This is a genomic window from Pseudomonas sp. PDM17 (assembly GCF_014851985.1).
Lineage (GTDB): Bacteria > Pseudomonadota > Gammaproteobacteria > Pseudomonadales > Pseudomonadaceae > Pseudomonas.
This window is the reverse complement of sequence record NZ_JACVAT010000007.1, coordinates 239,620-262,169: the sequence shown is the minus strand read 5'-3', so window position 1 is coordinate 262,169 and position 22,550 is coordinate 239,620. Positions and strand designations below refer to the sequence as shown.

24 protein-coding genes are annotated in these 22,550 nt (G+C 64.1%); 13 read left to right on the top strand and 11 right to left on the bottom strand.

Translation table 11 applies throughout. The annotated features are described in order from the left end of the window. The first annotated feature begins 13 nt into the window (after nt 1–13). Nucleotides 14–748: a proteasome-type protease gene (locus IB256_RS24705; RefSeq protein ID WP_192404455.1), complete on the top strand. Its 735-nt coding sequence runs from the start codon at nt 14–16 to the stop codon at nt 746–748. A 236-nt stretch (nt 749–984) separates the two neighbouring features. Here IB256_RS24705 and IB256_RS24700 read toward each other — a convergent pair whose 3' ends face one another. Further along, entirely contained in the window at nt 985–1,788 is an 804-nt protein-coding gene (locus IB256_RS24700; protein ID WP_192404454.1) for a c-type cytochrome, read from the bottom strand. 672 nt (nt 1,789–2,460) lie between these two features. On the opposite strand from IB256_RS24700, the gene IB256_RS24695 reads away from it, so the two are divergent. The 4 genes from IB256_RS24695 to IB256_RS24680 all read left to right on the top strand — a co-directional run bounded on the left by IB256_RS24695 (nt 2,461) and on the right by IB256_RS24680 (nt 7,417). Then, complete coding sequence (locus IB256_RS24695) at nt 2,461–3,666, top strand: acetyl-CoA C-acetyltransferase (protein WP_192404453.1); 1,206 nt, start codon at nt 2,461–2,463, stop codon at nt 3,664–3,666. 17 nt (nt 3,667–3,683) lie between these two features. Then, on the top strand, nt 3,684–5,828 hold the full coding sequence (locus tag IB256_RS24690; protein ID WP_192404452.1) for a 3-hydroxyacyl-CoA dehydrogenase NAD-binding domain-containing protein: 2,145 nt from the start codon (nt 3,684–3,686) through the stop codon (nt 5,826–5,828). A 92-nt stretch (nt 5,829–5,920) separates the two neighbouring features. Beyond that, the gene (locus IB256_RS24685) at nt 5,921–6,475 is read left to right on the top strand and encodes a cysteine hydrolase family protein (protein ID WP_192404451.1); all 555 of its coding nucleotides are present in this window, start codon (nt 5,921–5,923) and stop codon (nt 6,473–6,475) included. Nucleotides 6,476–6,679: 204 nt separating this feature from the next. Continuing rightward, complete coding sequence (locus IB256_RS24680; protein WP_081520599.1) at nt 6,680–7,417, top strand: amidotransferase; 738 nt, start codon at nt 6,680–6,682, stop codon at nt 7,415–7,417. Nucleotides 7,418–7,540: 123 nt separating this feature from the next. Here the strand turns inward: IB256_RS24680 and IB256_RS24675 are convergent, their stop codons facing one another. The 4 genes from IB256_RS24675 to IB256_RS24660 all read right to left on the bottom strand — a co-directional run bounded on the left by IB256_RS24675 (nt 7,541) and on the right by IB256_RS24660 (nt 10,215). Then, on the bottom strand, nt 7,541–8,512 hold the full coding sequence (locus IB256_RS24675; protein WP_081520665.1) for a magnesium and cobalt transport protein CorA: 972 nt from the start codon (nt 8,510–8,512) through the stop codon (nt 7,541–7,543). A gap of 92 nt (nt 8,513–8,604) precedes the next feature. Continuing rightward, nucleotides 8,605–8,826, bottom strand: a complete 222-nt coding sequence (locus tag IB256_RS24670) for a hypothetical protein (protein ID WP_081520598.1) — start codon at nt 8,824–8,826, stop codon at nt 8,605–8,607. Nucleotides 8,827–9,174: 348 nt separating this feature from the next. Continuing rightward, on the bottom strand, nt 9,175–9,366 hold the full coding sequence (locus IB256_RS24665) for a hypothetical protein (RefSeq protein WP_081520664.1): 192 nt from the start codon (nt 9,364–9,366) through the stop codon (nt 9,175–9,177). 159 nt (nt 9,367–9,525) lie between these two features. Further along, complete coding sequence (locus tag IB256_RS24660; protein WP_045208591.1) at nt 9,526–10,215, bottom strand: crotonase/enoyl-CoA hydratase family protein; 690 nt, start codon at nt 10,213–10,215, stop codon at nt 9,526–9,528. A gap of 237 nt (nt 10,216–10,452) precedes the next feature. Here IB256_RS24660 and IB256_RS24655 point away from each other — a divergent pair, with 237 nt between their 5' ends. Together IB256_RS24655 and IB256_RS24650 are read left to right on the top strand one after the other, a co-directional pair. Then, on the top strand, nt 10,453–11,727 hold the full coding sequence (locus IB256_RS24655; RefSeq protein WP_192295399.1) for a hypothetical protein: 1,275 nt from the start codon (nt 10,453–10,455) through the stop codon (nt 11,725–11,727). 22 nt (nt 11,728–11,749) lie between these two features. Continuing rightward, nucleotides 11,750–12,034 carry a GNAT family N-acetyltransferase gene (locus IB256_RS24650; protein ID WP_024765462.1) on the top strand — a complete coding sequence of 95 codons (285 nt, stop codon included), beginning with the start codon at nt 11,750–11,752 and terminating at the stop codon, nt 12,032–12,034. Between the two features lie 125 nt (nt 12,035–12,159). Here the strand turns inward: IB256_RS24650 and IB256_RS24645 are convergent, their stop codons facing one another. Together IB256_RS24645 and IB256_RS24640 are read right to left on the bottom strand one after the other, a co-directional pair. Next, the gene (locus IB256_RS24645; RefSeq protein ID WP_192295400.1) at nt 12,160–13,236 is read right to left on the bottom strand and encodes a 3-deoxy-7-phosphoheptulonate synthase; all 1,077 of its coding nucleotides are present in this window, start codon (nt 13,234–13,236) and stop codon (nt 12,160–12,162) included. A 180-nt stretch (nt 13,237–13,416) separates the two neighbouring features. Further along, nucleotides 13,417–13,836, bottom strand: a complete 420-nt coding sequence (locus IB256_RS24640) for a PilZ domain-containing protein (RefSeq protein ID WP_081520595.1) — start codon at nt 13,834–13,836, stop codon at nt 13,417–13,419. On the opposite strand from IB256_RS24640, the gene IB256_RS24635 reads away from it, so the two are divergent. From IB256_RS24635 to cysB, 5 genes are all read left to right on the top strand, one after another. Beyond that, nucleotides 13,835–14,221 carry a thioredoxin gene (locus tag IB256_RS24635; protein ID WP_192295401.1) on the top strand — a complete coding sequence of 129 codons (387 nt, stop codon included), beginning with the start codon at nt 13,835–13,837 and terminating at the stop codon, nt 14,219–14,221. The two genes, IB256_RS24640 and IB256_RS24635, sit on opposite strands and share 2 nt — an antisense overlap. Beyond that, complete coding sequence (locus IB256_RS24630; RefSeq protein ID WP_192295402.1) at nt 14,221–15,168, top strand: putative 2-dehydropantoate 2-reductase; 948 nt, start codon at nt 14,221–14,223, stop codon at nt 15,166–15,168. The genes IB256_RS24635 and IB256_RS24630 overlap by 1 nt, the downstream gene beginning before the upstream one ends. Before the next feature lie 17 nt (nt 15,169–15,185). Beyond that, a complete protein-coding gene (locus IB256_RS24625; RefSeq protein ID WP_192295403.1) occupies nt 15,186–16,097 on the top strand; it encodes a 5'-nucleotidase in 912 nt (303 codons plus the stop codon). A gap of 96 nt (nt 16,098–16,193) precedes the next feature. After that, the gene (locus IB256_RS24620) at nt 16,194–16,679 is read left to right on the top strand and encodes a universal stress protein (protein ID WP_081520591.1); all 486 of its coding nucleotides are present in this window, start codon (nt 16,194–16,196) and stop codon (nt 16,677–16,679) included. Nucleotides 16,680–16,846: 167 nt separating this feature from the next. Continuing rightward, a complete protein-coding gene (gene cysB / locus IB256_RS24615; protein WP_024765699.1) occupies nt 16,847–17,821 on the top strand; it encodes an HTH-type transcriptional regulator CysB in 975 nt (324 codons plus the stop codon). A 54-nt stretch (nt 17,822–17,875) separates the two neighbouring features. On the opposite strand, the gene IB256_RS24610 is transcribed toward cysB, so the two are convergent. From IB256_RS24610 to IB256_RS24600, 3 genes are all read right to left on the bottom strand, one after another. Continuing rightward, nucleotides 17,876–19,060, bottom strand: a complete 1,185-nt coding sequence (locus IB256_RS24610) for an MFS transporter (RefSeq protein WP_192295405.1) — start codon at nt 19,058–19,060, stop codon at nt 17,876–17,878. A gap of 78 nt (nt 19,061–19,138) precedes the next feature. Continuing rightward, a complete protein-coding gene (locus IB256_RS24605) occupies nt 19,139–19,483 on the bottom strand; it encodes a hypothetical protein (protein WP_192295406.1) in 345 nt (114 codons plus the stop codon). Nucleotides 19,484–19,568: 85 nt separating this feature from the next. Further along, nucleotides 19,569–20,303 (bottom strand): phosphoadenylyl-sulfate reductase, encoded by a 735-nt coding sequence (locus IB256_RS24600; RefSeq protein WP_081520588.1) that lies wholly within the window; start codon nt 20,301–20,303, stop codon nt 19,569–19,571. Nucleotides 20,304–20,492: 189 nt separating this feature from the next. Between IB256_RS24600 and thrH the strand changes: the two genes are divergently transcribed. After that, nucleotides 20,493–21,110 (top strand): bifunctional phosphoserine phosphatase/homoserine phosphotransferase ThrH, encoded by a 618-nt coding sequence (gene thrH / locus IB256_RS24595; RefSeq protein ID WP_024765701.1) that lies wholly within the window; start codon nt 20,493–20,495, stop codon nt 21,108–21,110. A 58-nt stretch (nt 21,111–21,168) separates the two neighbouring features. Here thrH and pabB read toward each other — a convergent pair whose 3' ends face one another. Then, nucleotides 21,169–22,512 carry an aminodeoxychorismate synthase component I gene (gene pabB / locus IB256_RS24590; RefSeq protein ID WP_192295407.1) on the bottom strand — a complete coding sequence of 448 codons (1,344 nt, stop codon included), beginning with the start codon at nt 22,510–22,512 and terminating at the stop codon, nt 21,169–21,171. Nucleotides 22,513–22,550: the final 38 nt, after the last annotated feature.

Below are 22,550 nucleotides of genomic sequence, written 5' to 3'. Positions count from 1 at the left end.
CCATGAGAAAGCCATGACCTACTGTGTCGCCATGAACCTCGCCCAGGGCCTGGTCTTCGTTTCCGATTCGCGCACCAACGCCGGCGTCGACAACATCGCCGTTTTCCGCAAGCTGCATGTCTTCGGCACGCCGGGGGAGCGCCTGATCGTGGTGCAGAGCGCCGGCAACCTGGCCACTTCGCAGTCGGTGATCAGCACGCTGCGCCAGCGCATGGGCGGCGACGGACCGAACCTCGGCACGGTGGAGAATCTCTTCGAGGCTGCGCGCCTCGTGGGTGCGACGCTGCGCGAAGTGGTCGATCACGACGAGAACATTGGCCAGAACCAGGGTGTCGACCTGGGCAGCTCCTTCCTGGTCGGCGGGCAGATCGGCGCCGAAGTGCCGCGTCTGTTCAACGTCTACCCGCAGGGCAACTTCATCGAGTCCTGCCGCGATACGCCGTACTTCCAGATCGGCGAGAGCAAGTACGGCAAGCCGATCATCGACCGCGCCATGAGCTACGCCACGCCGCTGGAACAGGCTCTGCGCTGCGCGCTGATCAGCTTCGACTCGACCATCCGCAGCAACCTCTCGGTGGGCATGCCGCTGGACCTGCTGGTGTACCGCGAGGGCAGCCTGGAAGTGCCGGCGGGGTACCGCATCCAGGAGGGTGACCCGTATTTCGAGGGCATTCGCAACCAGTGGGGCGCGGGGCTGCGACAGCTGCTGGGCGAGCTGCCGGCGCCACCGGGGGATTACTGGCACTGAGGCCTGGTTAAGCATCTGCGCTTGAGCTGAAACCCCCTCACCCCAGCCCTCTCCCAGAGGGAGAGGGAGCCGTCCGTGCCGGCTGACGCGGTCGTTTCATCCTGCTCCGAACGGTCCCCTCTCCCTCTGGGAGAGGGTTAGGGTGAGGGCAATCCCTTGCGCCGATGCACCCGGAACTTTCGATGGATGCTCTGCAGGAGTGAGCATGCTCGCGAGCCATTACCGTGCCGGTTTGGTTACCCGCCAGCCTTCACCTTCCGCCCCGCCATGTGCTTCAGGTAGGCGACGATCTGCTCCAGTTCCGCATCGCTGAGTACATCCGCCGCAAAGCCCTTCATCCGCGCTTCCGGCCAGTGCCGCAGGCTCTGCGGATCGCGGATGTACTGCTTGAGATAGCCCGGCGCGAAGTACTCGGTGGGGTTGTGCGGCAGGTTCAGGTCCGGGCCGAACTGCGAGTCGCCGGCACCGTTCAGGCGGTGGCAGGCCAGGCAGTTCTTCTGGAACTGGGCGAAGCCCTTCTGCACCGATTCAGGCGCATTCTTCGCGGGCAGCAGCGCGGGGAAGCGCTCGGCCAGCGGCTTGAGGTAACGGATGCTGGCGACCTGGAAGGGCCATTGCTCCGGGCCGATGCCGGCGGCTTTCGGATCGGTCCACACCAGGTAGAAAGGCCCGGCGGAAGGCTTGCCTTCGGCCAACGGTGGCCAGGGTTTGCCGGCCTCCTCGATGGCCAGCCAGGCGCGCGAGCCTTTTTCAGCCAGCAGCGGCGCGGCCGGCAGTTCGGCGGCGAAGCCGTCCAGCGCCACGGCCTGCAGGTGGTCGGCCGGCTTCACGCCTTGCAGTAGCGCCGCCAGCGGTACCGCGCGGTAATGCATGGTGCGGTTGTAGGAGACGTCGGCAGGAATCTCGATGTCCTGCGTCCTGGGGTTGGCCAGCAGTTGTTCCGTGCTGAAGTCGTGCTTGCCGTCGGGCAATTCCAGGGTGAGCGTGGCGGCGAAAGCGGTGGGGCAGAGCAGCAGCAGCGTCAGCAGCAGTGGGCGCATGGTCGCATCCGTGGCGGGAGAGGGCCGCGGAACATTAGCAGAGGAGTGGGCGCAGCAGGAGGCAGGTGGCTCCCGCGCTGCGTTGACCGTGGCTCGCGGATGGCGGCGCGCGGTACGCAGCGGCGGGGTTGCCGGGTGTTGGCCCTAGCCGACCAGACGACTCAGATTGGGGATGATCAAAACAACGGTGGTTGCGAAGACGATCAGGCTAGCCTGACGCCACTTTCTCGATTGTTTGTCCATGATGTCCTTCCGCCTTTCTTGTTCTTGGCACGGCTCACTCACGGCCTGTTGATAGTGACGCGCATGCCTTGGCTTCTGGTTTATCGAGCCGAGCCGGCAAAACCCGGCAACGGCACTCTTCGCATCATCTGCCTGATTGAGTCTAAGCCTAGTGCCGCGGGGGCTTAGACCATCTGGCAGCAAGTCCTGCAGCTTCAGGCATATTCCCTCTATATGACCGGGCCGTGACAGCTCTGTTCAGCTTTTCGACCGTTCGTCTGCCTGCTCCGGCAGCCCCTTTCCAGAGCCTTCGACCCGTTCGCCGCCGGTCGGTGGCTGAGCGTGGCGGTCAATTGCGCTGAGCGCTGCGGTCATTGCCGCGCGCCGATACGCCGCTAAGGTAGGCCGACACGCCACGCCTGCGTGACGACAACTCTAAGAGAGAACGCCATGACCGAAGCATTCATTTACGACGCGGTGCGTACTCCCCGCGGCAAGGGCAAGAAGGACGGCGCGCTGCACAGCGTCAAGCCGGTCAACCTGATGGCCGGGGTCCTGCGCGCGCTGCAGCAGCGCAACCAGCTCGACACCGCACAGGTCGACGACATCGTCCTGGGCTGCGTGACCCCGGTGGGCGACCAGGGCTCGGACATCGCCAAGACCGCCGCGCTGGTCGCCGACTGGGACGAGCAGGTCGCCGGCGTGCAGATCAACCGTTTCTGTGCCTCGGGCCTGGAAGCGGTCAACCTGGGCGCCATGAAGGTGCGCTCGGGCTTCGAGGACCTGGTGGTGGTCGGCGGCGTGGAGTCCATGTCCCGCGTGCCCATGGGCTCCGACGGCGGCGCCTGGGCGCTGGACCCGGAAACCAACCTGCACACCAGCTTCGTGCCCCAGGGCATCGGCGCCGACCTGATCGCCACCCTGGAAGGCTTCAGCCGCGCCGACGTCGACGCCTTCGCCCTGCGCTCGCAGCAGAAGGCCGCCAAGGCCCGCGCCGAAGGGCTGTTCGCCAAATCCCTGGTACCGGTGACCGACCAGAACGGCATCGTTCTGCTCGACCATGACGAATTCATTCGCGCAGATTCCACCCTCGAAGGCCTCGGCGCGCTCAAGCCCAGCTTCGAAATGATGGGGCAGATGGGCTTCGACGCCAGCGCACTGCGCAAGTACAGCTTCGTCGAACGCATCGAACACGTGCACACGCCGGGCAACAGCTCCGGCATCGTCGACGGCGCCACCGCCATGCTCATCGGCTCCGAGGCCAAGGGCCGCGAGCTGGGCCTGAAGGCCCGCGGGCGCATCGTCGCCACCGCAGTGACCAGCACCGACCCGACCATCATGCTCACCGGCCCCGCGCCGGCAACCCGCAAGGCGCTGGCCAAGGCCGGGCTGAAGGCCGAGGACATCGATCTCTTTGAGGTGAACGAGGCCTTCGCCTCGGTGGTGATGAAGTTCATGAAGGACATGGGTGTGCCGGAGAGCAAGGTCAACGTCAACGGCGGCTCCATCGCCATGGGCCACCCGCTGGGCGCCACCGGCTGCATGATCCTCGGCACCCTGCTGGATGAACTGGAGCGGCGCAACCTGCGCTACGGCCTGGCCACCCTCTGCGTGGGCGGCGGCATGGGCATCGCGACGATTATCGAAAGGGTTTGAGGCCGGAGAACAAGAAAATGACCGACGCCATCCGTTACGAGAAAGGCCAGGACAACATCGTCGTCCTGACCATGGACATGCCCGGCCAGAGCGCCAACACCATGAACGGTGTCTACCGCGAGGCCATGGCCGCCACCGTGGCGCGCCTGGAAGCCGAGAAAGAGTCGATCGCCGGCGTGGTGATCACCTCCGCGAAGAAGACCTTCTTCGCGGGCGGCGACCTCAATGAACTGATCAAGGTGACCAAGGCCGATGCCCAGGCCTTCTACGAAGGCATCCTGGTGCTCAAGGGCCAGCTGCGTCGCCTGGAAACCCTCGGCAAGCCGGTGGTCGCCGCCATCAATGGCGCGGCCCTGGGCGGCGGCTGGGAAATCTGCCTGGCCTGTCACCACCGCATCGCCCTGGACGAAAGCCACGTCCAGCTCGGCCTGCCGGAAGTCACCCTGGGCCTGCTGCCAGGAGGTGGCGGCGTGGTGCGTATGGTGCGCCTGCTCGGCCTGGAGAAGGCCCTGCCGTACCTGGCCGAAGGCAAGAAGGTGCGCCCGGACCAGGCACTCAAGGCCGGCCTGATCCATCAGCTGGCTTCCAGCCGCGACGAGCTGCTGAGCAAGGCCCGTGAGTGGATTGCTGCCAACCCGGCCGCCAAGCAGCCGTGGGACAGCGCTGGCTACAAGATCCCCGGCGGCACGCCATCCAGCCCGGCCGTGGCGCAGATGCTGGCCATCGCGCCTTCCGTGCTGCGCGATAAGACCAAGGGCTGCTTCCCGGCGCCGGAGAAGATCATGTGCGCCGCCGTCGAAGGCGCGCAGGTGGACTTCGACACCGCTCAGCTGATCGAGGCGCGCTACTTCACCGAGCTGACCACCGGCCAGGTGGCGAAGAACATGATCGGCACCTTCTGGTTCCAGCTCAACGAGATCAACGCCGGCAAGTCCCGTCCGCAGGGCATCCCGCCGCAGCAGACGAAGAAGGTCGGGGTGGTCGGCGCCGGCATGATGGGCGCGGGCATCGCTTACGTCTCGGCCGCCGCCGGCATCGAGGTGGTGCTCAAGGACGTTTCCCTGGAGTCGGCAGAGAAGGGCAAGGCCTATTCCGCCGGCCTGCTGGACAAGAAGGTCAGCCGGGGCCAGATGAGCGCCGAGAAGCGCGACGCCTTCCTCGCACGGATCAAGCCGACCGCCAGCGACGCTGACTTCGAAGGCTGCGACCTGATCATCGAAGCGGTGTTCGAGGACCGTGGTCTGAAGGCCAAGGTCAGCGTTGCCGCCGAATCTGCCGCGCTGCCCGATGCGGTGATCGCCTCCAACACCTCGACCCTGCCGATCACCGGTTTGGCCGAAGCCGTGGCGCAGCCGCAGAAATTCATCGGTCTGCATTTCTTCAGTCCGGTGGACAAGATGCCGCTGGTGGAGATCATCCGTGGCGAGAAGACCGACGACGCCACCCTGGCCCGCGCTTTCGACTACGTCCTGCAGATCAAGAAGACACCGATCGTCGTCCACGACAGCCGTGGTTTCTTCACCTCCCGCGTGTTCGGCACCTTCACCAACGAAGGCCTTGCCATGCTCGGTGAGGGGGTGTCGGCGGCGATGATCGAGAACCAGGCGCGCCAGGCCGGCATGCCGGTGGGCCCGCTGGCGATCAGCGACGAAGTGTCGATGAGCCTGATGACCCACATCCGCGAGCAGACCCGCAAGGACCTGGAAACCGAAGGCAAGCAATTGCCCAGACACCCGGCCTTCGCGGTGGTGGACCTGATGGTCAACGAGTACAAGCGCCCGGGCAAAGCCGCCGGCGCCGGCTTCTACGACTATCCCGCCAACGGCAAGAAGCACCTGTGGCCGGAGCTGAAGCAGCGCTTCGAGAAGGCTGACGCGCAGATATCTGCCGAGGACGTGCGCGACCGCATTCTCTTCGTGCAGGCCATCGAGACGGTGCGCTGCGTGGAGGAGGGCGTGCTGACCTCCACCGCCGACGCCAACATCGGCTCGATCTTCGGCATTGGCTTCGCGGCCTGGAGCGGCGGCGCGCTGCAGTTCATCAACCAGTACGGCCTGAAGGACTTCGTCGCCCGCGCCGAGTACCTGGCCGAGCAGTACGGCGAGCGTTTCCTGCCGCCGGCGCTGCTGCTGGAGAAGGCCGCACGTAACGAGCAGTTCTGACCGTACCTGCAAGAAAAACCGGCCCTGTGCCGGTTTTTTCTTGCCTGTGCAAACCGTAGGATGGCGTCTTCCCCTTCAGCAGGATCGCTCCGATGACGCCTCCCGTCTTGTTGATAATCGACCAGCAGAAAGGCATGCGTGACAGCCTGGAGCCGCGCAACAACCCGCAGGCCGAGCAGCGCATCGGCGAACTGTTGGCTGCCTGGCGCCGGGGAAGTTGGCCGCTGGTGCATATCCGCCACATGTCGCGCACGCCGGGCTCGCCGTTCTGGCCCGGACAGACGGGCGCCGAGTTCCAGGAGGCGCTGGCGCCGCTGGAACACGAACACGTGGTGGAGAAGAACGTCCCCGACGCTTTCATCAACAGTGGCCTGGAGCGCTGGTTGCGTGCGCGGGGCATCGGGGCAGTGGTGATCTGTGGCGTCAGCACCAACAACTCGGTGGAGGCCACGGCGCGCACGGCGGGCAACCTGGGCTTCACTACGCAGGTCGTGGCGGACGCCTGTTTCGCCTTCGACAAGCGCGATTTCAACGGTGTGCAGCGCAGCGCCGAGGACGTTCACGCCATGTCCCTGGCCAACTTGCAGGGCGAGTACGCGCAGGTCCTGGACACGAACTTGCTGCTGCAAAGGCAGTCCATCAGCTGAATCCTTGCCAACCGGCCGTCACTCCTGTGCATCCGTGCAATTGAAGGAAGTCGGTTTTTCCGGTATTTCCCCTGAAATTCCTACACAAGAATCGGCCCCGGCATCTTGTGTGGTGAAAAAATAGGGCGTAATTTTCACGCGCGTTTCATCAGTGTCAGGAAAACCATTCTTATCAGCCGCCAACCCCCCAGGAATCACCCCTGCATGTCGTTGCACATCTGCATTCTGGAAACCGACATCCTCCGCCCCGAACTCATCGATCAGTACAAGGGCTATGGCTGGATGTTCCAGCAACTGTTCGCCAAGCAACCCGTTCCGGCCGAGTTCACGGTCTACAACGTGGTGGAAGGGCATTACCCGCCCGAAGATGAGAAGTTCGACGCGTACCTGGTGACCGGCAGCAAGGCGGACTCCTTCGGCACTGATCCCTGGATCCAGACCCTCAAGGACTACGTGCTCAAGCTCTACCAGCGCGGCGACAAGCTGCTGGGTGTGTGCTTCGGCCACCAACTGCTGGCACTGGTGCTGGGCGGCAAGACCGAGCGCGCGAGCCAGGGCTGGGGCGTGGGCATCCACGATTACCGCATCGAGGAGCAGCCGGAGTGGATGAGCCCGGCGCCGGGCGATGGCCTGACCCTGCTGGTCAGCCACCAGGACCAGGTTACCGAGCTGCCCCACGGCGCACGTCGCATCGCCTCCAGCGACTTCTGCCCGAACGCGGCCTACGCCATCGGCGACCAGGTGTTGTGCTTCCAGGGCCACCCGGAGTTCCAGAGCGACTATTCCCAGGCGATCCTCGAGCTCCGCAAGCACATCTTCAGCGAGCCGGTGTTCCAGTCCGGCATCGACAGCCTTTCGCGCCCGCACCAGGGCACGGCGGTCGGCGAATGGATGATGCGCTTCGTCCAGCAGGGGCGTGATGAAAAGAAGAGCGCGGCCTGACTCCTGCTCTGTTGACTGAAAACGCCGCTCAATCGAGCGGCGTTTTCGATTCTGGAGACGGGGTATCGGCAAACGGCTTTTGTAGGATGGGTGGAGCTTCCCGGGGGCATCTGTAGCTTGCGGTCAGAGCCAGTCGGCCTGCTTGAAGCTGATGTAGAGCCCGACGCAGCCCAGCGCCAGCAGCCCCATGATCAGGAAGTAGCCGTAGTGCCAGTGCAGCTCCGGGATGTACTCGAAGTTCATCCCGTAGATGCCGGCCACGGCAGTGGGGAACGCGAGGATGGCTGCCCAGGCGGCGAACTTGCGCTGCACCACGCTCTGCCGCGAGGACTCCAGCGCCAGCCCGACCTCGATGGTCTGGCTGGCCACGTCGCGCAAAGTGGTGAGGTCTTCGAGCAGGCGGTTCACATGGATCGCCACGTCGCGGAAGTAGGGGCGCATCTGCTTGTCGATGAAAGGGAAGTCCAGGCGCTGCAGCTCCTGGCAGATTTCCACCATGGGCGCGGCATAGCGCCTGAGCCGCAGTACCTCACGGCGCAGGCCGTAGATCTTTTCGATCTGCTCCTGGGTCAGCGACTTGCGCAGCACCTCTTGTTCCACCTCCTCAATCTCCGCGCGGATCGCCTCGACCACCGGCTCGTAGTTGCTCATCACGAAGTCCAGCAGGGCGTAGAGCACGAAGTCGGTGCCATGGGCCAGCAGCAGTGGTCGCGCCTCGCACCGCTGTCGGACCTGGGCGTAGGACTGGGAGAAGCCGTGGCGCGCGCTGATGATGTAGCCGATGCCGGCAAAGAGGTGGGTTTCGACGAACATCAGCCGGCTATCGGCGCGGATCGGTGAGTAGATGACGATGAACAGCGCGTCGCCGAAGGTTTCCAGCTTCGGCCGGCTGTGCTTTTCCAGCGCGTCTGACACGGCCAGTTCGTGCAGGTTGAACTGCCGTTGCAGGTTGAACATCTCTTCCGGCGTTGGCTCCTGCAGGCCGGTCCAGACGAAGTGGTCGGGCTGACACGCCCAGCGGTAGCCGTCCTCGAGCGGGATGTCGGAGACCTTGCGGCCCTTGCTGTAGACGGCGGAAGCGATGACTCGGCCCATGCTCAAGCCCACCCTGCTGCTGGATCGGTCGGGAGTCGTTCTGCAGGGATTGAGTGTTGGCCAGCCTGGCGCGACGCGCCAGCGAAGCGGAATCAGGAGTGAGGCGTGAGCGCTTCCTGGAGCCCTTGCAGTGCCACGGGCACCGCCTGGTTGAAGCGTTCGAAGAGCCCGCTGCGGTCGATGTTGTCCACCGGGGCACGGCGTGCGCCGTCGAAGCCGGCGCTGAGGGCGGTGACCACCAGGATCACGATGGTGTAGAGCCCCAGGGCGGCGAGGGCGCCGTTGCGGGCGTAGCGGTGGGCTTGGCGGTTCATGCTGGCGACTCGGGTCAGGGGAAGTGATGGCCCAGTGTCGCTTTGGTCATTTCGATTGAATAACGATGCCGGTTGGTTCCCGGTATCAGGCAAATTGATAGATGGCGGCGCTACGACCAGACGCAAGGAGGTGAGTGGCGGGACGCTATCGGATGTTTCCGGAACTCTGGCGGGCTTCATGGCTGCTTGACCCTCGTCAGGGAGGGGAGGCGACGGGCGTGGCGGCCGTCGAAAAGCACTGAGGTTGCGTCATCGTCCCTGAAAGGCCCGGCATCACGCCGGGCTTTTCGCTTCGGGCAGGGTTGCATGACGTCACCTGCTGCAGGCGGCTGGCGGGATGTGAAAGTTTCAGCCCTGCTTGGAAGCGGCTTCGACATTCACCTGGCTGGCGGACTGCTCGGACTGTTGTTGCTGAATAGCGGCCTGGGTCATGTGAACCATGCGGTCCTGCATCAGCGGGGACTCTTCGGCAAAGCTGGCCTGGGCGGCGAAGGCGGTAGCGGCGGCCAGTACGCTGGCGGCGATGATGTTGAGTTTCATGATGAACACCTCTGGGTTGGTTTGTTTCGGGTTCATCTATAGGTTAATGCGTAATAATTTTTGAAAAATAGCAAACAGGCTTAATCAGTATTGCTATTTAGGTAATAGTGATGGCATGAAAAAGCCCGGCACCAGGCCGGGCTTTTGGTCATCGGGCTATCAGGCCAGGTGGTTCCGGTCCAGCTCGATGGACTTGTCCAGGGTTTCCAGCAACTGCTTGCGCACTTTCAGCTTGGTGTTGCGGTGGGCGGTCATGTTCAGCTTCTTCAGGTGCTGGGCGGCCTCCAGGGCAGCGGCCTGGAGTTGTTCGGCCGGCACCACCTTGTCGAGGAAACCGGCGTCCACGGCGTCGCGCGGGTTGAACATCTCGGCGTTCACCACGGAGCGGGTGAAGGCGGAACGGCGCAGGCGGTCACGGGCCAGTTCGATGCCGACGTGGTGCATGGTCATGCCGATGGCCACTTCGTTGAGGCCGATCTGGAACGGCCCGTCGACGCCGATGCGGTAATCCGCCGAGAGCAGGATGAAGGCGCCCTTGGCCACGGCGTGGCCGGTGCAGGCGACGATGACCGGGAACGGGTGGGACAGCATGCGGCGGGCCAGGGTGGAGCCGGCGGCCACCAGGTTCACGGCGTTTTCCGGGCCGGAGGTCATCACCTTGAGGTCGTAGCCGCCGGAGAGAATGCCCGGCTGGCCGGTGACGATGACGATGGCACGGTCCTTCTCCGCCTGGTCCAGGGCCTGGTTGAAGGCTTCGATGACCGCCGGGGAGATGGCGTTCACCTTGCCGTTGTTCAGGGTCAGGGTGGCGATGCCGTCTTCGAATTGGTAGCTGATCAGCTCACTCATGGCAGAGGGTCCTGGGTTGCAGTCCTTGGGTTGGAAGTGGCCAGAACATACTGACGCAGGCCTGGTGCGTAAAGCGTTTTGACTGACTGGTGAGTCAGCTGCATGCCACTAAAATCGGGCGAATTCTGTGTACTGTGCACGCAAATTCCGACGGCGTTCGTGGAGAGGTCTCAGGCGTACTGTTAAGCTGCCAGTATCCCTACGCCCCGCTCTCGCACAATCCAGGATGTGCCCGCCATGTCGAAGATTCTCAAGTGGTCCCTATTCGCCGTCGTGGCGATCGCCCTCATCATCAAGGCGTCGCTCTGGCTTTCGGTGCGCAGCGTGGTGAACGACGCCATCGCCCGCGTCTCGCCGTTCATGGAAATTACCTATGGCGGCATTTCCTCGTCCTTCGACGGCCGTGTCGGTTTGCAGAACGTGGTGATCAGGGTCCCCATGGCCGGTGACAGCCTGAAGGTCTCCCACGCCCAGTTGAAGTTCAATGGGCTGCGCGAGCTGCTGAGCTTCAAGGAGCGTCTGGATGAGGGCAAGCTGCCGGAGCAGATGGCGGTGGACCTGAAGGGCGTCGAGTTGCAGATCCACGGCCCGTTCATGCAATCGCTGTACGCCAAGCCGGCAGAGAAGAGCGCCTTCACTGCCATGAGCGAAGTGGCCTGCGGCAACGTTCGCAACATCGGCGTCGATGAGTTGCTGCAGATGGGGTACCGCACCCTCGAGTCGGATATCGAGTTCTCCTATCGCATGCAGCCGGGTGCGCAGACCCTGACCTTTGACCTGCGCAGCGATACTCGCGACATGCTCGACATGCACACCAGCATGACGTTGATGAACGTCTCCGAGCGCCCGGGCGACATGCGCGTGAACCCGCCCCGGGTATCCCAGGTCGTCTTCGAGATGAACGACAACCAGTACCAGCGTCGGGTCAGCGAATTCTGCCGTGGCAAGCTGGGCGTCGATCAGAAAGCCTACACCGCGCTGTCGCTGGAGAAATTCGACAAGGCCTTGCGCCAGCAGCGCGTCGCGCTCGACAAGCCGCTACTCGAGGCCTATGGCCGTTACCTGGAAGATCCGCGTTCGCTGCGCATCGAGCTGATGCCCAGTGAGGGAATGGCCTGGGACGGTCTGCAATTTTTCGAGCCTAAGGATGTGATCCAGATGCTCCATCCGGTCGTCTTAGTGAACCAGCAGTCAGTCACACCGCTGGGGTTCGCGTGGGTCGAACCGGCTAAGGAAAAACTCACGCCGGAAAGCCAGTATCAAATGGTTTCGGCCCCGGAAACGGTTGAGTCGCAGGCCAAAACGCAGCAATATGAGTTCGTTAGCGTTGAAAGTCTTGCCCAGTACACAGGCAAGCGCCTGCAGTTCATCACGTTTGATGGTGCCTATTATCAGGGTGTGCTGCACAAGGTGGAGAACGGCCGGGTCTATATCACCGTCATGATCGGGACGGGCTCGGCGGAAATGTTCCTCCGCCTGAACAAGATCAATCAGGTGCGGGTCATGTTGTGAGGCCCTGCGAAGGAGAGAGCAAGTGAGTGAGTCGTTGTCCATCCAGCATGATGAAACCAGCCACCAGTTCGTAACGACTGTTGATGGTCATCGCGCCTATCTGGCCTACATGGATCTGGGCAAGCAGACGCTCGACATCTACCGTACCTTCGTTCCGGACAGCCTGCGCGGCCGCGGCATCGCTGCCGCGCTCACCGAACATGCGCTGCAGTTCGCCGAGCGCAAGGGCTATAGCGTCATCCCGTCGTGCTCCTACGTCGAGCGCTACCTGGAACGCCGCCAGCGTCACACCGATACAGCGCTCTGACGTTCAGCGCGCTGAAATGAAAGAACCCGGCCAATGCCGGGTTTTTTTGTGCTTGCCGAATGGCCGTAGCGCCAAAGAAAAAGCCGGGCAGATGCCCGGCTTTTTTTTCGTTCGTGCCTTGAGCGTCAGCCGCGCTGGCGCTTGGGCAGGACTTCCTTGAGCTTGGTGTGCATGCTGCGCACGGCCTTCTCGGTGGTGTCCCAGTCAATGCAAGCATCGGTGATCGACACGCCGTACTGCAACTGGCACAGGTCCTTCGGGATCGGCTGCGCGCCCCAGCCCAGGTGGCTTTCCACCATCAGGCCGACGATGGAGTTGTTGCCTTCGGCGATCTGGTTGGCGACGTTGTCCATCACCAGCGGCTGCAGGGCTGGGTCCTTGTTGGAGTTGGCGTGGCTGCAGTCGACCATCACGTTCAGGGGAATCTTCGCCTTGGTCAGTTCCTGTTCGCACAGGGCGACGCTGACCGAGTCATAGTTCGGCTTGCCGTTGCCGCCACGCAGCACCACGTGGCCGTAGGCGTTGCCCTTGGTGGTGACGATGGAGACGCCGCCTTCCTGGTTGATGCCCAGGAAACGGTGCGGGCTGGATACCGACTGCAGGGCGTTGATCGCCACGGTCAGGCTGCCGTCGGTGCCGTTCTTGAAGCCGACCGCCGAGGACAAGCCGGAAGCCATCTCGCGATGGGTCTGGGATTCGGTGGTGCGTGCGCCGATGGCCGACCAGCTGATCAGGTCCTGCAGGTACTGCGGGGAGATCGGGTCGAGCGCCTCGGTGGCGGTGGGCAGGCCCATCTCGGCGAGGTCGCGCAGCAGTTGGCGGCCGATGTGCAGGCCGTCCTGGATCTTGAAGGAGTCGTCCAGGTACGGGTCGTTGATCAGGCCCTTCCAACCGACTGTGGTGCGCGGCTTCTCGAAGTACACGCGCATCACCAGGAACAGGGTGTCCGCGACTTCTGCGGCCAGCACCTTCAGACGCTCGGCGTATTCGTGGGCGGCCTTGATGTCGTGGATCGAGCAGGGGCCGATTACCACGAACAGGCGGTGGTCCTTGCCGTCGAGGATGTCGCGGACGACCTGGCGGCCGTTGGCGACGGTGCGCAGGGCGGCGTCGGTCAGGGGGATTTCGCGCTTGAGCTGCTCCGGCGTGATCAGTGTCTCGTTGGAGGCAACGTTAAGGTCGTCGATCTGTAAATCAGCCATCGTGGTACTCAATCAGGTCACGGGTGCCGGCCGCCAGAAATCCCCGTGCGATGGGGCGCAGGCAGAGGTGTCGCTAAGGGGAACCCGAACCTTAACCGTTCAGGCGTAGCCTCGACAATGGCTCGATGCAGGAAAATGCCCGCAACACGGGCATTTGCGCGACTTTCTGCGGGGTGCCGATCAGACCGCGCAAAACATCGGGAAGTCGGCGGCGTTCTGCGCGATCCACTCCAGCGCCAGGGTCTCGAACGGCAGGCTGCTGCCGCTCGCCTGTTCCTGCTGGCGGCGGTACTGCTCGATCTGGCAGACCTGCTCGACCATGCGCGCCCGGAACAGGGTGTCTTCGTCGATGAAGGCAATGCCTACGCGGTAGTCGCTGGCCTGCTTGCGGCTCCAGGCGATGACGCCGGGGTAGCAGGCGGAGTCGCCCAGCAGGGGAATGCGCAGCTCGATGGAGGTGCCGCGGCGAAAGCCCCGTGGCGAATTGCACGCGACGCCGCCGAGGCTGATATTGTGCAACCGCTGGCGCGGCAGGAAAGTCTGTTTGCGGATGACCAGCTCGACCGGAAAATCGCACGGGTGGCGCAGGAACTGACGCATGACGGAACGCTCCGACTGCAATCTTTATAGTGGTGGCACCTTGAGTATAGTGCCGGCCCTGGAGCTGACCGACCTGGATGCCGACCGCCGGCTGCTGGAGCTGCCGGGCGTATCGCTGCTGATTTTCACCGGCGCTGGCTGCTCCACCTGTCGCTGGGCGCGGCAGGTGCTGCCGGAGTTCGGCCTGCCCATCGACCGCCTGTGCTGGATCGACGCCGGGCACAGCGGCGGCCTGGTCGAGCGCTATGAGGTCTTCCATCTGCCGTCCCTGTTCCTGGTGCGCGACAGCCATTTCCTGGGCCCGGTGCACGCACCGCTGCGCCCCGAACCCCTGATCCAAGCCCTGCGCGCTGCCCTGGCGCGTCCTGCTGAGGAATTGCCTTGATGAATCTGCGAATCGGCATCATCGGAACCGGCGCCATTGGCGGTTTCTACGGCCTGATGCTGGCCCGCGCCGGCCATGACGTTCATTTCCTGCTGCGCAGCGAGTATCCCGCCGTCGCGCAGAACGGCCTGCGTCTGAACAGCCAGGTGCACGGCGCGCTGAGCCTGTCGCCGGTGAACGCCTACGACGATGTGGCGAAGATGCCGTCCTGCGACTGGCTGCTGGTGGGCGCCAAGACCACCAGCAACGCCGACCTCGCGCCGCTGATCATTCAGGCCGCTGCGCAAGGCGCCAAGGTCCTGCTGCTGCAGAACGGCCTTGCCGTGGAAGACGAACTGCGCGCGCTGCTGCCCGGACACATCCACCTGCTCGGCGGGCTCTGCTTCATCTGCGTGCACCGCGCCGAACCGGGTGTGATCGAACACCAGGCCTTCGGCGGGGTGAACATCGGCTATCACTCGGGTTCCGCTCCGGAGGCCGAAGCGCGCCAGGCGATCGTGGAGGAGGGCGCTGCGCTGTTCCGTAGCGCCGGCCTGGACTCCAACGCCATGCCCAATCTGGAGCAGGCGCGCTGGCAGAAGCTGGTCTGGAACATCCCCTACAACGGCCTCTCGGTGCTGCTCGACAGCGGCACGCGGGCGATCATGGACAACCCCGACAGTCGCACCCTGGTGGCCGAACTGATGGAGGAAGTCATCGCCGGCGCCGCCGCGTGCGGGCACTCGCTGCCCCAGGGCATAGTCGGGGCGATGCTCAACTCCACCGATGCCATGCCGGACTACCTGCCCAGCATGTACCATGATTTTGCCCAGCGCCGGCCGCTGGAGCTGGGCGCGATCTACGCGGCGCCTCTGGAAGCTGCGCGCAAGGCCGGGCGCGAACTGCCGAAGATCGAGGCGCTGTATCGCGCGCTGCGGTTCATCGACGTGCGCAACCAGACTCGCTGACGAGCACCGGGGGAAGCATGGCAAAAGGGCTGGGCGACAAGCTGGTGGTGGCGATTTCCTCGCGGGCGCTGTTCGACCTGCGGGAAAGCCATCAGGTTTATGAAAGCGAGGGCGTCGAAGCCTATCGCCAGTACCAGATCGACCGTGAGGACGAAGTCCTGCCGCCGGGCGATGCCTTTGCCCTGGTGCAGAAGCTGCTCGCCCTCAACGGCGGGACCGACAGCGCGCCGGTGGAAGTCGTCCTGGTCTCGCGCAACAGCGCCGATACCGGACTGCGCGTATTCAATTCCATCCAGCACTACGGCCTGGGCATCTCCCGCGCTGCGTTCGTCGGCGGGCGTAGCCCTTATCCCTACCTCAAGGCGTTCAACTGCCACCTGTTCCTATCGACCCATATAGATGACGTGCGCAACGCGCTGGATGCCGGCTTCGCTGCCGCGACCATCCTTTCCGGCGGCACCCGCCGGGAAGCCAATGGCGAGCTGCGCTTCGCCTTCGACGGCGATGCGGTGCTGTTCTCCGACGACTCCGAGCGCGTCTACCAGCAGGGCGGCCTGGAAGCCTTTCAGACCCACGAGCGCGAGTCCGCGCGCGAACCTCTGGGCGGTGGGCCGTTCAAGCCCTTCCTCAAAGCGCTCAACCGCGTGCAGCAGGCCTTCCCGCAGGAGTCCTGCCCGATCCGCACGGCGCTGGTCACCGCGCGCTCGGCCCCGGCCCACGAGCGGGTAATCCGCACTCTGCGCGAGTGGGACATCCGCCTGGACGAGTCGCTGTTCCTCGGTGGCCTGGACAAGGCTGCCTTCCTCGAAGCCTTCGCCGCCGACGTGTTCTTCGACGACCAGCCGATGCACTGCGAGAAGGCTCGGGAGGTAGTGGCGACCGGCCATGTTCCCCATGGCGTGAGCAACGAGAAGAAGGTCGCCGGTTAGCCGCCCGGCCGCGACATCCGGCCTTCTCGGAGCGATTCGCGTTCTCCTGCTACGCTGCTGGATAGGCCCCGCCGCGCAGGCAGTCGAGGAGGCCGCATGATCCGAACGATTCTTTACGCCACCGACCTCGGTCTTTACGCTCCCTACGTCCTTCAGCACGCACTGTCGCTGGCCCGTGCCTACGGAGCCGAGGTGTATGTCGTGCACGCGGTGGAACCGTTGGGGCTGTTTGCCGAGTCCGTGCTGCAGACCTACCTGGATGAAGGCACGCTGAACGAGATGCGCACCAATGGCCTGACCAATGTCATGGGCAGCATCGAGCAGCGGGTGATGGAAGGCTTCCGCGATGAGCTGGGGGAAGCGCGCCAGGACGCCGAGCTGATCCGCTCGGTGCGCGTGGTGCAGGGGGACGCGCCGATGGTGATTCTCGACGAGGCCAAGCGCCTGGACGTCGACATCATCGTCGCCGGCAGCCACAGCCACGGGGATGGGCTGAATACGCCGCTGGGACGCACTGCCGCGCGCCTGGTACAGCTGGCCGAAGTGCCGGTCTACCTGGTACCGATGCTGCAGCACCGCTGAAGGCTTTGTGACGATACGTCAGGCAAGCCCGGAATTTCCGTAGGGCTTTAGACGAATGGCATGCAGGGCGAAAAAAAACGTCTAGTTTTATTCCTTAAACCATTAATATGGTTATAAAACGACAAGCCCCTGATCGCGGGTCGCGACATTCATTTCGAGGAAAGTCCATGAAGCTTCAGCAACTGCGCTATATCTGGGAAGTCGCGCACCACGATCTGAACGTCTCGGCCACTGCCCAAAGCCTGTACACCTCCCAGCCCGGCATCAGCAAGCAGATTCGCCTGCTGGAGGACGAGCTGGGCGTCGAAGTCTTCGCCCGCAGCGGCAAGCACCTGACCCGCGTCACCCCGGCCGGCGAGCGCATCATCACCACCGCTGGCGAGATCCTGCGCAAGGTCGAGAGCATCAAGCAGATCGCCCAGGAGTTCTCAAACGAAAAGAAGGGCACGCTGTCCATCGCCACCACCCACACCCAGGCGCGTTATGCACTACCCGGCGTGATCAGCGGCTTCATCAAGCAATACCCGGACGTCTCCCTGCACATGCATCAGGGCACGCCGATGCAGATCGCCGAGATGGCCGCCGACGGCACCGTCGACTTCGCCATCGCCACCGAGGCGCTGGAGCTGTTCGGTGACCTGATCATGATGCCGTGCTACCGCTGGAACCGCTGCGTGATCGTGCCCCAGGGCCACCCGCTGACCAAGGTGCCGAAGCTGACCCTGGAGCTGCTGGCCGAGCAGCCCATCGTGACCTACGTATTCGGTTTCACCGGCCGCTCCAAGCTCGACGAAGCCTTCAACCAGCGTGGCCTGGTGCCGAAAGTGGTGTTCACCGCGGCCGACGCCGACGTGATCAAGACCTACGTGCGCCTGGGGCTGGGCGTGGGCATCGTCGCCCACATGGCGGTCGATCCGAAGCTCGACAGCGACCTGGTGATGCTCGATGCCAGCCACCTGTTCGAGTCCAGCGTGACCAAGATCGGGTTCCGTCGCGGCACCTTCCTGCGCGGCTTCATGTGCGACTTCATCGAGAAGTTTGCCCCGCACCTGACCCGCGACCTGCTGGCCAAGGCCGTTCAGTGCCACAACAAGACCGAGCTGGACGAGCTGTTCGACGGCATCGAACTGCCGGTCTACTGATCGCCCCCTCACTCGAAAAAGCCCGGCAGATGCCGGGCTTTTTCATTGCTGGCTTCAGTGGATGCGCCAGCGCAGCAATAGCAGGGCGGCGAAGGCCAGCGCCGCGCCGATGAAGAAGGTCCAGCTGGCGCCGAAACTCTGCCACAACCAGCCAGCCAGTACGCTGGCGAGCAGCATGGCGATACCGCTGGCGAGGTTGAACACGCCGAAGGCGGTGCCCTTCAGGTCGGCTGGCGTGGTGTCGGCGATCAAGGTGGCCAGCAGCCCCTGGGTGAAGCCCATGTGCAGGCCCCACAGTGCGACGCCGACGAGCATCAGCGGCGTGGAGTCGGCCCAGGCCAGCAGCAGGTCGGCCGCCACCAGCAGGGCCATGCCGATAGCCAGTAGGCCGGTGCGGTCGGTGCGGTCCGACCACCAGCCCACCGGGTAGGCCGAGAGCATGAATACCAGGGCCATCACCACCATGACAATGGGTGTCCAGGCCATCGGCAGTCCGATGTCCTGGGCGCGCAGCACCAGGAAGGCTTCGCTGAAGCGCGCGAGGGTGAACACCGCGCCGATGCTGACCACCCACCAGTAGCGCGCCGGGAAGCTGCGCAGCGCGTCGCGATGGATCGGCGAGCGGAAGCGCTGGGGGCCTTCGGCCGGTTCCGGTTCGTTGACGAAGAAGACGATGGCCAGCACCGCGAAGCCGGCTGGAATACAGGCGAACCAGAACACCAGTGGCAGGTTGTTGCCAAGCCAGAGCATCAGCGCAATGGCCAGTAGCGGGCCGGCGAAGGCGCCGACGGTGTCCATGGACTGGCGCAGGCCGAAGCAGGCCCCGCGGATCGACGGCGGCGAAACGTCCGCGATCAGTGCGTCGCGTGGTGCGCCGCGGATGCCTTTGCCGATACGGTCGAGTAGGCGTGCGGCGAAGATGGTCTCGCCGGAGGTAGCCAGCGGGAACAGCGGCTTGGACAGCGCCGCCAGGCCGTAGCCGAACAGCACCAGGCCCTTGCGTCGTCCAAGGTAGTCGCTGATGGCGCCGGAGAATACTTTCACGATCAGCGCGGTGGCTTCGGCGATGCCTTCGATCAGGCCCACCGCGACCATGCTAAGGCCGAGGCTGCCAACCAGGAACAGCGGCAACAGGCTGTGCAGCAGTTCGGAGGACAGGTCCATGAACAGGCTGACGAAACCCAGTGCCCAGACGGTGGTGGGAATGCGGGGGCGTCTGCGATCCGTGCCGTCGGCCATGGCGAAACATCCTTGTGCGTCAGGGAAGGAGAAAACAGTCTGGCCGAACGGGCATCAAGAAAGCGTCAAAGACGACGCTCAGAGGCGATCGAGGTCGTCGCGCTGGGCCAGTTCGGCCAGCGCTTCGCGGGAGTCCAGCGGGAGTTCGCCGCGGCCTTCCAGAACTTCATGGAGAAAGCTCATGAACACCGTGTAGACGACCTCGCGGCCATCATCGTGGCGGACGACAAAGAAGGGGGCGGTGTCCACACCGTACTGCGCGGCGACCAGCCAGCCGGTGCTGGCGGGGTTGCGCTCGTCGGCGACCAGGGTGCGGTCGATGCGGTCCAGGTAGCCGCCCTTGACCAGGCGGTCGTGGACTTCGCGGCACTTGCGGCAGTCCTGGCCGTCGGCCAGGACTTTCTTCACCAGGGTGATGCGCATGGGATCGGCTCCGCCGCAGGCATGCAGGCGTCCGATCCTGGGCTGCGGGCTGACAAGGAAGTTTCCGTCAGCCGAGGGTACGGCTTCAGGCCTTGCTGATCAAATTGCCGGCGTGCAGGCCGCACTCTTTCTGCGTGGCTTCTTCCCACCACCAGCGGCCTTCGCGCTCGTGCTGGTTCGGCAGGACCGGGCGGGTGCAGGGCTCGCAACCGATGCTGATGAAGCCGCGCTCGTGCAGGCTGTTGTAGGGGATTTCCAGCATGCGGATGTAGGCCCAGACCTCTTCGCTGCTCATGTTCGCCAGCGGGTTGAACTTCACCAGCGGTTTCTCCGGGGTGGAGAAGGCGCCGTCCACTTCGACCACGGCGACCTGGCTGCGGGTGCCGGGGCTCTGGTCCTTGCGCTGGCCGGTGGCCCAGGCGGTCACGGTGGACAGCTTGCGCTTGAGCGGCTCGATCTTGCGGATGCCGCAGCACTCCCCATGACCGTCCTTGAAGAAGCTGAACAGGCCCTTTTCCTTGACGAACGGCTCCAGCAGGCGCGGGTCGGGGGTCATCACTTCGATGGCGATGCCGTAGTGCTCGCGCACCTGCTCGATGAAGCGGTAGGTCTCTGGGTGCAGGCGGCCGGTGTCGAGGCTGAACACCTTGACGTTCTTGTTGAGCTTCCAGGCCATGTCCACCAGCACCACGTCCTCGGCGCCGCTGAAGGAAATCCACAGCTCGTCGCCGAAGTGCTCGAAGGCAAGCTTCAGGATGTCCTGTGGGGCTTTGCTGGCATAGCTCGCGGCGATTTCCGCGATATCGAACGGGAGGCTCATCAGGCGGTATTCCTAGTTTTAATGGCGCAAGGCGCTCTGTGGGCGCGATGGTAGCAAAGAGGGGGATATGCCCCTAAATAACCATCAGGAAGGTCGACTGTGGTGTTTGGGTATAAGTGGTGCGTTGCACCGCCTGGAGCGAGCGGCTAGAGTGCCGCCTCTCAAGTCAAACCTGCGGGGAAATCGTTCGTGGAAATCGCCTGTCTCGACCTGGAAGGGGTTCTGGTTCCGGAAATCTGGATCGCCTTCGCTGAAAAAACCGGTATCGAAGCGCTGAAGGCGACGACCCGTGATATCCCGGATTACGACGTGCTGATGAAGCAGCGTCTGCGCATCCTCGACGAGCACGGCCTGAAGCTGTCAGACATCCAGGAAGTAATCGCCACCCTGAAGCCGCTGGAAGGCGCGGTGGAGTTCGTCGACTGGCTGCGCGAGCGCTTCCAGGTGGTGATCCTCTCCGACACCTTCTACGAATTCTCCCAGCCGCTGATGCGCCAGCTCGGTTTCCCGACCCTGCTGTGCCACAAGCTGATCACCGACGAGACTGATCGTGTGGTGGATTACCAACTGCGCCAGAAGGATCCGAAGCGTCAGTCGGTCATCGCCTTCAAGAGCCTGTACTACCGTGTGATCGCCGCTGGCGATTCGTACAACGACACCACCATGCTCTCCGAAGCCCATGCCGGCATCCTGTTCCACGCGCCGGAAAACGTGATTCGTGAGTTCCCGCAGTTCCCGGCCGTGCACACCTATGAGGACCTGAAGAAGGAATTCCTCAAGGCGTCCAACCGCCCGCTCAGCCTGTAACACCGGCTGTGACGAAAAAGCCCCGCTGATGCGGGGCTTTTTGTTTTCTACGTTTCTGTCAGAGGCTTTCCAGCGTCCGCAGCAGCACGCCCACCTTGGTCAGCGATTCCGCGTATTCCTCTTCCCAGTTGGAGTCGGCCACGATGCCGCCGCCGGCCCAGCAGCTTGCCTGGCCGTCCTTGACCAGTACGGTGCGGATGGCGATGGAGCTGTCCATTTCGCCGCGCACATCGAGGTAGAGCAGGCTGCCGCAGTAGATGCTGCGCTGGGTCGGCTCCAGCTCGTCGATGATCTGCATGGCGCGGACCTTCGGTGCGCCAGTGATGGAGCCGCCGGGGAAGCTGCCTTCGAGCAGGTCCAGCGCGTCCTTGCCGTCTGCCAGTTCGCCACGCACGCTGCTGACCAGGTGGTGGACGTTGGGGTAGGTCTCCACCGCGAACAACTCGGGCACATGCACGCTGCCTGGGCGGCAGCTGCGGCCCAGGTCGTTGCGCAGCAGGTCGACGATCATCAGGTTCTCGGCACGATCTTTCTCGCTGGCGAGCAGGGCCTCGGCATTCTGTCGGTCGGCCTCGGGTGAGTCGCCGCGCGGGCGGGTGCCCTTGATCGGGCGGGTCTCCACCTGGTTGCCGTGGAGCTGGATGAAGCGCTCCGGCGACAGGCTGAGGACGGCGCCTTCAGGCAATGCCAGGTAACCGGCAAAGGGCGTAGGACAGGCCTCGCGCAGCGCGCGGTAGGCCAGCCAGGGCGAGCCCTGGCAGGGCGCACGGAAGCGCTGCGTGTAGTTCACCTGATAGCAGTCGCCGGCGAGGATATAGCCGTGCACCCGTTCCAGCGCCTCGTGGTACTGCTCGCGGCTCAGGTCCGGACGGAAGGGCGCAGCAAGCTGGAAGGGCGGCAGCGCTTCATCGTCGTGGGCGTTCTCGAACAACGCGATCAGGCGTTCCCGCTCGCTGGCTGCCAGTGACGGGTGGAACACCAACTGGCTGCTGCGCTCCTCGTGATCGGTAACCAGTGCCCAGGCATACAGGCCCAGGCGCGCATCGGGCAGGGCGAGGTCGTCGAGGTTCGGTTCGGGCAGGTGCTCGACGCGCCGGCCGAAGTCATAACCGAGATAACCGATCATTCCGCCGACGAATGGCAGTTTGCGGTTGTCCGGGACTTTTGCCTCGCCCAGGCTCTGCAAGGCGCCTCTTGCGCGGGCGAAGAAGCGCTTGGCCGATTCGTCGGCGGTTGGTGCCAGTTCTGCCAATGGCCAGGCGCTCAGAAGGTCATAGCGTCCACGTGTGGCAATGGGTCGACCGGCGTCCAGGAGTACGGCGCCGGGTGCCCGATGAATCAGGGCGAAGCGTTCGCCCGGGTCTTCCCGGTAAGGAAGCGGGTACAGAAAACAGTCAGGCATGGGTAACAGCGTGCAGGCAAATGAGGTGATCAGGTCGG